Raw genomic sequence first — 8,376 nt, forward strand, 5'->3', positions numbered from 1 at the left:
GGACGAGCGCCCCGTTCGCCACACTCGGCAAGCCCGTGCTCCCCCTTCACTCTGTCCTGGCCCGCGACAGCTCCGGTGCCCTGTGGTGGTACGACGGAACCGGCAACGCCAACGCGCCCCTCTACAGCCGGGAGCAGATCGGCACCGGCTGGCAGACCTACAACACACTCGCCGCGCTCTCCCCACACAAGCAGAGCCTCTACTACCGCGGCGACACCAAGCCCTCCCCCGTCACCCAGGGCCTGGGAGACGTCGTCGCCCGCGACACCACCGGCACCCTGTGGTACTACGACTACCAGCGCGTGACCGGCAAGCCCTACGCACCCCGCGTCAAAGCCGGCACCGGCTGGAACATCTACAACCAGCTCACCGGCGCCGGCGACCTCGACCGCGACGGATACATGGATCTCCTCGCCCGCGACACCGCCGGCGTCCTGTGGCTCTACCCCGGCACCGGCAACCTCACCACCGCCGCCCGCTTCAAAGCCCGAATCAAAGCCGGCACCGGCTGGAACATCTACAACCACCTCGCCGCAGGCGCCGACCTGAGCGGCGACGGCAAGGCCGATCTCCTCGCCTGCGACACCACCGGCACCCTCTGGCTCTACAAGGGCACCGGCACCCCCACCACGCCCTACGCCTCCCGTATCAAAGCCGGTACCGGCTGGAACATCTACAGCCAGCTCACCCTCGCCGGAGACCTCACCGACGACGGCAAGCCCGACGCCATCGCCCGCGATTCATCCGGCGCGCTGTGGCTGTACAAGGGCACCGGCAACCCCACCACCCCCTTCACCACCCGCACCCAGGCCGGCACCGGCTGGAACATCTACAACCGGATCTTCTGACCCGACGTCGCTGCAGGGCTCCCACGGTCTTCTCCCTATGAGCCCTGCGGCTCCAGACCCCCTCCTCCCTCAGCCCCTGGATCAGGGGGCAGGTCTGCTCGCCAAGTGGCCTCGTGTTGAGACGCCCCGCAGGGGATCATCCTCGTGCGGGGAGCACAACATGCCCGACGCCCGCAGCCCGCACGTGCCATCGCTCGAGGTACATGCCGTGCCCCGCACCAAAGGAGGAGTGAGCCATGCTCCTGTACGTCGGCACTGTGGTTTGTCTGATTGCCTTGTACGCCGGTGTCAGCGGAGCCGTGGCGCTTCGCTCGGGTTGGCTCATCCCCTGGCAGCGTCGGCACATCCTGCGCCCGCGTCTGTACGGCTGGGCGAACCTGACATTTGCTGCCGGGCTTGTCGTCTACTGGCTCGGGGGTGTGCTCCCTTGGAACACCACCGTTCGTGACGGTGCCATCATCGTCGCCGGGCTCGTCTATCTGGGTGCCATGTGGGTTCAGGACGCGCCTCGGAACAGGGAGAAGCTGGCAGGCGATGACACCATCGGCTGAACCCGAGCGCGAACCTCGCCGATCGATGCCAATTATCAGCACCCGTAAGCCGGCCGCGCCCAGAGCGGACGGGGGTCCGCAGCGCAGGCTGCTGATGCCCGCAGCGGTTCCGCAGGCATGAGCGACGACGAAGGCCTCATCACAATCGAGATCCGAGGCAGCGAGAAGGCCGCGGTCGAAGCGCCCCACCGGATCTCGGACCTGTTCCTGTCCAGCGGGCCGTGCCGACTGAAGCGGACTCCCGGCGAGGAACACGTTGAGGTGCGCGTGTATGCGGACGTCGCTCGGGGGCCGAAGGACGGCGGTACCCCAATCCCGAGTAAGACCACTCGGGCCTGCGGCTTCAGTGTCGACGCTGAACACAAGGTTGCAGACCGGCCCACCGGGCTCGTTGCGGTACGGCCCGGCGTAGGTGTAGCCGAGGCGGTCGTGCAAGGGGCGCAGCGAGGGCTACCGCGCGTCCTGCACGTGCGGTAGCCCCGGTTCGACGTGGAGAGTGAGAGGGTCAAATCTCCAACACAGCACCGCATGTTTCCATCCAGAATGGTGGCCTCCGGGCCGGCTGTCTGCCGCCCGCAGTGCATCTGGGGAGGGGTGCCTATGGCACTGGACTGGGACCGTATCGGGATGGGTGACGACGAGGCGATCCTTCGGCCTCGTGACATCTTCGCAGGGCTGGCCAACCGCCCGTGGCGCTACCTTCGCCATGAGCAGGGAGAGGTGCTGGACGAGTGGTTTGACCACCGTCGAAATGATCGCGACGTGGTGATCAAGCAGAACACCGGCGGCGGTAAGACCGCCGTCGGCTTGCTGATCGCCCAGAGCACCTTGAACGAGGGCATCGGCAAAGCCGTGTACCTGGCCCCGGACAACTACCTGGTGAAGCAGGTGCGCGCTGAAGCAGCCAAGCTGAGTATCGCCACCACGGACGACCCGCAGGACCCGGCGTTCCTGGCATCGGAAGCCGTCCTGGTGACGAACTACCAGAAGTTGATCAACGGCAAGTCTGTGTTCGGCGTCGTCGGCGATGGCCGGGACCGGATAGACCTGGGGATCGTCGTCGTCGACGACGCGCACGCCGCGCTTGCTCGAACGGAAGACCAGTTCCGGCTGCGTGTCCCCACGGAGCATCCTGCGTACCAGGAGCTCCTGGACCTGTTCGGCGACGAGATCCAGCATCAGTCGGCCAAGGCCTGGGCGGAGCTGCAGTCCAGGGACTGGACGGCTCTCGCACCGATTCCCTTCTGGGCCTGGGCAGACAAGAAGTCCAGGGTCATGAAGATCCTGCACCCGCACCGAAACCACGACGACTTCAAGTTCGTGTGGCCGCTCATCGCCGAGAATCTCCATCTGTGCCTCGCTACGGCTACAGCGAGGGGCGTCGAGATCCGCCCCTCGTGCCCACCGATCGACCGCGTCCCGTCCTTCGTAGGTGCGCGGCGGCGTGTCTACCTGACTGCGACCCTGGCTGACGACAGTGCGCTGGTCACGGACTTCCTCGCCGATCCCGGCCTCGTGGCGCGCCCTGTTACACCGGGAAGTGCATCCGACCTCGGCGAGCGGATGATCTTGGCACCCCTCGCCCTCAACCCGAAGCTGGACAGCATCGCCGTACGCAAGCTGGCCCGCCAGTTCGCCGATGGCGACCAGGACGGCGACGGCCAGGCAGAAGCGGACCCGGTCAACGTCGTGGTTCTCGTCCCGAGCGACAAGGCCGCCGCGGCCTGGGAGGGCTACGCCGATGCAACCTATCGAGTCAAGGATCTTCAGGCCGGGGTAGAGCGGCTGCAGGCCGGGTACGTCGGGTTGGTCGTCCTGGTCAACAAGTACGACGGTGTGGACCTACCCGGAGACGCCTGCCGGCTGCTGATTCTGGACGGAATCCCCCGCCCCCTGGACGGTGTCGAACGGCGTGAAGCTGTCGCCTTGGCCGACAGCTCCGTGCGCTTGGCCCGAGAAGTCCAGCGCATCGAGCAGGGCATGGGACGAGGTGTACGCGACAGCGATGACTACTGCGCGGTCCTGCTTCTCGGCGCCAATCTGGCCGTCGCCATCAGCGAACAGCTCCACCTGAGCCTGTTCTCCCCCGCGACACAGGCACAACTCAAGCTCAGCCGGGACATCGCGAACCAGATCCGCGGCGAAGGTCTCGACGCCGTTCGCCAGGCCCTGCGTGCCTGCCTGAATCGCGACTCCAGGTGGGTGCAGCGCGGCCGGCGAGCCGTCGCCGAGGTGCGGTACGCCGAGCACGGAACCGTACGGCCGGAGGCGATCGCACTACGCGAAGCATTCGACCTCGCGGCAACGGGCCGGTACATGCAGGCGGCTGATCGTCTGCAGAAGACCGTGAACGAGCTCAACGACAAACAGCTGCGTGGTTGGCTAAAGGAGCAGAAGGCCGCGTACCTGCACTTCGCGGATGAGGCACTCGCACAGAAGGCGCTCATGGGCGCCCTGGATGAGAATCCCTTCGTGCTTCGGCCCGTGAACGGTGTGGCTGTCACCCAAATCAAGGCAGCAGCCGTGCAGGCCCGCGAGGCTGCGGGGTTTCTCTCCGCCAAGTACACCGACGGCACCAACCTGGTCCTCGGGGTCAAGCGCCTCCTGGAAGAGGTGGTGTGGGGCGAGGAAGAGCGCTCCGATGATGCCGAACGCGCATGGGAGCAGCTTGGACTTCACCTCGGGTTCGTGAGCACCCGGCCGGAGAAGCAGTACGGCAAGGGCCCGGACAACCTGTGGGCTCTCTCGGCTGCCGAGCAGGCGGTGATTGAGCTGAAGACGGGGTGTGTCACGGACACGATCGCGAAGAAGGATCTGAATCAGCTCGGAGGCAGCGTCCGCTGGCTCAACGAGATCAACAGGAACGTGAAGGCGCTGCCCGTCATGCTGCACCCCAGCCGCACCTGCGATGTCCAGGGCACTCCGCCGCCGGGCATGCGGGTGGTCACCCCGGCCAGGTTCGAGCTGCTGCGGGACGCCGTCACCAAGTTCGCCAACGCGCTTGCCGCCAACCCGGGTAGTTGGAAGGACGAGCAGGCCGTCTCCGTCCAGCTGACTCAGCACAAGCTCACGGGGAACTTCTTCAACACCTACTCCGAGGCCGTGCGCGCCACCGCCTGACGGGACTGCCGGGCGCTCAGCCTCTCGTGGGCGCCCGGCAGCCGGACCAACTGTGTCGAGTTCCCCGCTCCCTCCCCGGGGCGTCGAACTCGGCGCGCACCCGGGCCGCGCGGCCCCCTGCCGACTCGTGCGGGGACTCGGCGTCCAGGTCGACGGAGACGACCCGGCGGCCGGCACCAATCCCGATGACCGGGGCGGACTCGGGGGCCTTGGCTACCAGCTTCCCCATCTTGGAGTCGCTGAAGAACGCCAGCCCCCAGCACGATGCGGAAGGACAGGCGCCGCCACTCGGGCTTGTAGGAGCGGCGCCGGACATTACCCTCAACCTTCGGCAGGACGCGGGTGCCCGCGTGCCAGAACGTGGCGTCGGTCCGCTTGACGCCGTCCAGGTCCCGGCCGTCCCGCGCACGAGGGAGTCGGCGGTCTCCTCCAGCTGCTTGTCGAACTTCGTCTGCGCCATGGTCGTGCCCCTTCGATGTGCTTGCCGGGCACCTCACACCCGAAAGCGGACACCGACCGTTGAAGCGCGAGCCTGTGGTTAGAGTCCGGCAAGCCTCTCCTGGACGAAGCCGCCGAGCACATCAAGTCGCTCCTGGGCCCTCCAACTACCGCAGGTCACTTCGGAGTCAACCTGGAACGGGCCTCATCGAGAATCCGGTCTGTCCAGGGCATCGAGCCCTGCCGCCCCACCATGGGGTGAAGTCAGCAGGGCCACATTTCGATGGACTACTTGGCCTTGGCGAGCAGAGTGGCGACCTCCTGCAGGATTCCCGCCAGGGCCGCTCGGTGCTCCGCGTTCAGGTTCGCCCCCATATCCGTCGCCACCTGTTCCACGCCCTCACTCAGATGGAAGTACCGCTGGATGAAGGCACCGCGCTGTGCGGGGCTCAGCTTCGGGAAGACGACGTCCATCACGGCCGCGCCGTTCGCCCACGGCAGGGTCGCCGTGTCCGTAGCGGTCCGAACGGTCGGCAAGGATGACTCGGTCTTCTCCGCGCTGTTCGTTGGCCGCGGCTGCGGGACGGGCGTGGAGGAGAGGGCCTGGTGGTCGTCTGACGGCTTGGCCGAGTTCACTCCCCCGCCGGAGGACGACAGACCGGTTCCCGTGTCTGTCTTCATTACCGGGTAATGAGGGTGTGCGTTCGGCGCCTGCGGTGTCTTGCGTCCCGCGGCAACGGTCTTCGTAGCCTTCTTCTCCTCTTCCTGCTGCGCCTTCAGCTTGGCCAGGTGAGCCTCCTGCTCCTCTGGTTTCTTGTTGCCTACACGGCGCAGGAGCCTGGCCTGCTCTTCTCCGTTCTCGAGGCGTCGCTGCAGTTCGGGGGTGAGGTTGAGCAGCGCCAGGCGCTGTGAGACCCACCCCTGAGAGCGGTGCAGCCGAGCGGCGAGGGCGTCCTGGGTCTTGTGGACTTCAAGGAGTTTCTGCAGGGCGCGTGCTTCATCGAGTGGGTCCAGGTCTTGTCGATGAATGTTGGCGACGAGCGCTGACTCGAGGATTTCGTTCGGGTCTTCCCCCAAGGTGTCGTCGACCATCACCTTGATGGTTTTCAGGCCGGCTTCGCGTGCCGCAGCAAGACGTGAGTTGCCGTCGATGACCACGAACCGCGTGTCGGGCTCGAGGTCCTCTTCTCTTCCCGGACTGCCTTCCAGGTAGGCGAAGCGGCTCATGATGCTGATGGCGGTCTTCTGTCCGTGGTCCCGAAGGCTGTTGCCAAGGTCGGTCAGGTCGCCGAGTTCGCTGCGCGGGTTGTCCGGGTTGAGGCTGATGGCGTTGAGCGGAAGCTCTGAAGGGTTCTGTGCCCCTACGGTGGGGGCGGCGGTTGCCTGGTTGATCGCGGCGCGTCGGGCGCTGACGGGCCGTGCGCTCGTGAACGATGCTCCTGAGCCGAGGAGGTCGGCCTTGCTCATGAGATCTCCCGTGCGAGTGCTCGCATGCCGACAGCCTGGTCGCAGCGGGGGGAGTAGTCCAGGAGCGGTTGCTTGAGGCGTACGGCCTCCTTCTGCTCCTTGAGATCTCCGATCACTCCCACGACGCGCGGATCCTTTATGTCCATCCACGCCTGAAGCGAGGAGGTGGCGATGAAACCGCGGCGTGCGTCGTAGTGGTTGACGACGATGCCGAGGTAGTCGAGTTCGAGCGCCATGTCGCTGCGCAGGTCCTCTAGCTGGGAGGTGAGGAGGTCGTACGCGTCGGCGGAGGTGTCCTCGGCCTGGACGATGACGAGGATGCCCGAGTTGCCGGTCACCTCCTCGGTGCGGCGGCGGCCGTAGTAGGCGGCTGCGTCCATGCTGAGGCCGAGGCTGGGTGGGCAGTCGACGACGATGACGTCGTAGTCGGCTTCGACCGGACCGAGGGCTCGTTCCAGTGCGGCTTCACGGGCTCGGACGCCGGAGAGTTTGACGTCGAGCAGGAAGGCGTCGTGGCATGCCGGCAGGAGGTGGAGCCGGTCGCCGAACCTGGCGCCTTCGATGGGGACGATGAGATCGCGCAGTTTGCCTGTGGCCTCGCCTGCCATGTGCTTGGTCAGGCTGTCGCCGTCGATGGGAAGGGGCGCGTGGCCCAGCTGCTTGGTGAGGTGGCACTGGGGGTCGAAGTCGACGAGAAGGACCCGCAGGCCAAGGCCGGGCAGGTCTTCGTAGTCCAGGGCGTCGGCGCCGTCCTCGGCAAGCGCGGCGAAGTACTTGGAGATCCGGACGGGGTGCAGCTGGTCGGAATCTTCCGCCAGGGCTTCGCCCAGGCCGGCTGTGGTCGCGGTCTTGCCGACCCCGCCCTTCTGGTTGCAGACGATGATGCGCCGCGCGTGCTTAGGCCGAGCGACGGCCGGTGCGGGGTTCTTCTCCAGCCACAGCTGCACAGACTGTGAGAGTCCTTGGACGATGGAGACGCCGCGGGCGGAGCAGTCGTTGCGGAAGTCATCCCAGTCACCTTCGGGGAGGAAGGTGGAGAACGACTTGGCGCCGGAGGTGTCGATGGGGGTCAGGTTGGAACCCAGTCCGCGCCAGGCCGTGATGCCAGCTTCGACCGCGTACTGGATTTCAATGCCGTGCTGCGCGCTCCGGATCTTCAGATCTCTCTGTAGAACGGCAGGCAGTTTCGAGACGACCTTCTCGCGGTCGCTGGTGGCGGGCTGAGTCATGGAGGACACCTTACTAACGTCCAAGATCAGGTGCAGACTCAACACGCTACCTCTTACCCATTCGTGACGAACTATCGCGCCCTGAGAGACACCGCTCGTTCATTACCGGGTAATGAGGCAAGTCCGCCGGGGCGTGCGAATTGTCTTGAATGCCCGTCAGTGAGCCTCTTTCATCCTGAATAGCTGCAGGTCAGCAGTGTGTGGACGGCCTGGACGATGGTGCCGATGCGGCGGGTGGAGCATCTGGCTCGGCGAAGCAGTCGCCAGGACTTCAGCTGGGCAAACGCGCGTTCGCCGGGGGCTCTCAGTCTGGCGTGGTCGCGGTTGAACTGCTGGTACTGCTCTGGCTGTTCGCGGTGGTGGTAGTAGGGGGTGCGAAAAGTGGCGCCAGCGCCCTGGTAGGCACGGTCCGCGAGTACGAGGATCTGCCGGGTGAGGCAGGCCTGCAGGATGCCGTGGGCGCGGGCCGCGGTCAGGTCGTGGGTCCGGCCTGGCGTCGCGCGGGAGAACCACAGCGGTGTGCCGTCGGACCGGGCGATGACCTGCACGTTCATCCCGTGCCTGCGGTGCTTCATCGAGTAGTACGGCTCGTCCGCGCGGATCCGGTCGGTAGGGATCCTGCCGTCAACGATGACATGGTCGCCTTCACCGAGCCCGGTGAGGGCTTCCTGGAGGCCCGGCGCCCAGCCGGCCAGAACGTCCAATGCCTCGTCAACGTAGCGC

The 8,376-nt window shown here is 66.3% G+C and carries 7 protein-coding genes; 3 read left to right on the forward strand and 4 right to left on the reverse strand.

Annotated elements, in window-relative coordinates; all coding sequences use genetic code 11:
• From IE136_RS32420 to IE136_RS32430, 3 genes are all read left to right on the forward strand, one after another.
• Window positions 1–848: FG-GAP repeat domain-containing protein (locus tag IE136_RS32420; protein ID WP_229819387.1), on the forward strand; the 848-nt coding region annotated here is incomplete at its 5' end.
• Window positions 849–1,084: 236 nt separating this feature from the next.
• Window positions 1,085–1,399, forward strand: a complete 315-nt coding sequence (locus IE136_RS32425) for a hypothetical protein (RefSeq protein ID WP_189602135.1) — start codon at window positions 1,085–1,087, stop codon at window positions 1,397–1,399.
• A gap of 600 nt (window positions 1,400–1,999) precedes the next feature.
• A complete protein-coding gene (locus IE136_RS32430; RefSeq protein ID WP_189602136.1) occupies window positions 2,000–4,519 on the forward strand; it encodes a DEAD/DEAH box helicase family protein in 2,520 nt (839 codons plus the stop codon).
• 16 nt (window positions 4,520–4,535) lie between these two features.
• On the opposite strand, the gene IE136_RS32435 is transcribed toward IE136_RS32430, so the two are convergent.
• The 4 genes from IE136_RS32435 to IE136_RS32450 all read right to left on the reverse strand — a co-directional run.
• Window positions 4,536–4,748 carry a hypothetical protein gene (locus IE136_RS32435; RefSeq protein WP_189602137.1) on the reverse strand — a complete coding sequence of 71 codons (213 nt, stop codon included), beginning with the start codon at window positions 4,746–4,748 and terminating at the stop codon, window positions 4,536–4,538.
• A 497-nt stretch (window positions 4,749–5,245) separates the two neighbouring features.
• The gene (locus tag IE136_RS32440; protein ID WP_189602138.1) at window positions 5,246–6,424 is read right to left on the reverse strand and encodes a ParB/RepB/Spo0J family partition protein; all 1,179 of its coding nucleotides are present in this window, start codon (window positions 6,422–6,424) and stop codon (window positions 5,246–5,248) included.
• Window positions 6,421–7,653, reverse strand: a complete 1,233-nt coding sequence (locus IE136_RS32445) for a ParA family protein (RefSeq protein ID WP_189602139.1) — start codon at window positions 7,651–7,653, stop codon at window positions 6,421–6,423. Before IE136_RS32445 ends, IE136_RS32440 begins: the two co-directional genes overlap by 4 nt.
• A 170-nt stretch (window positions 7,654–7,823) precedes the next feature.
• A partial coding sequence (locus IE136_RS32450; protein ID WP_189602144.1) for a transposase family protein occupies window positions 7,824–8,376 on the reverse strand: 553 nt, incomplete at its 5' end.

The organism is Streptomyces lateritius, assembly GCF_014649715.1.
GTDB classification, from domain to species: domain Bacteria; phylum Actinomycetota; class Actinomycetes; order Streptomycetales; family Streptomycetaceae; genus Streptomyces; species Streptomyces lateritius.

Bases quoted from the DNA above. Each gene is read 5' to 3' on its own strand.
- IE136_RS32445 (WP_189602139.1), bottom strand. From the start codon at position 7,653: ATGACTCAGCCCGCCACCAGCGACCGCGAGAAGGTCGTCTCGAAACTG.
- IE136_RS32430 (WP_189602136.1), top strand. From the start codon at position 2,000: ATGGCACTGGACTGGGACCGTATCGGGATGGGTGACGACGAGGCGATC.
- IE136_RS32440 (WP_189602138.1), bottom strand. From the start codon at position 6,424: ATGAGCAAGGCCGACCTCCTCGGCTCAGGAGCATCGTTCACGAGCGCA.
- IE136_RS32435 (WP_189602137.1), bottom strand. From the start codon at position 4,748: ATGGGGAAGCTGGTAGCCAAGGCCCCCGAGTCCGCCCCGGTCATCGGG.
- IE136_RS32425 (WP_189602135.1), top strand. From the start codon at position 1,085: ATGCTCCTGTACGTCGGCACTGTGGTTTGTCTGATTGCCTTGTACGCC.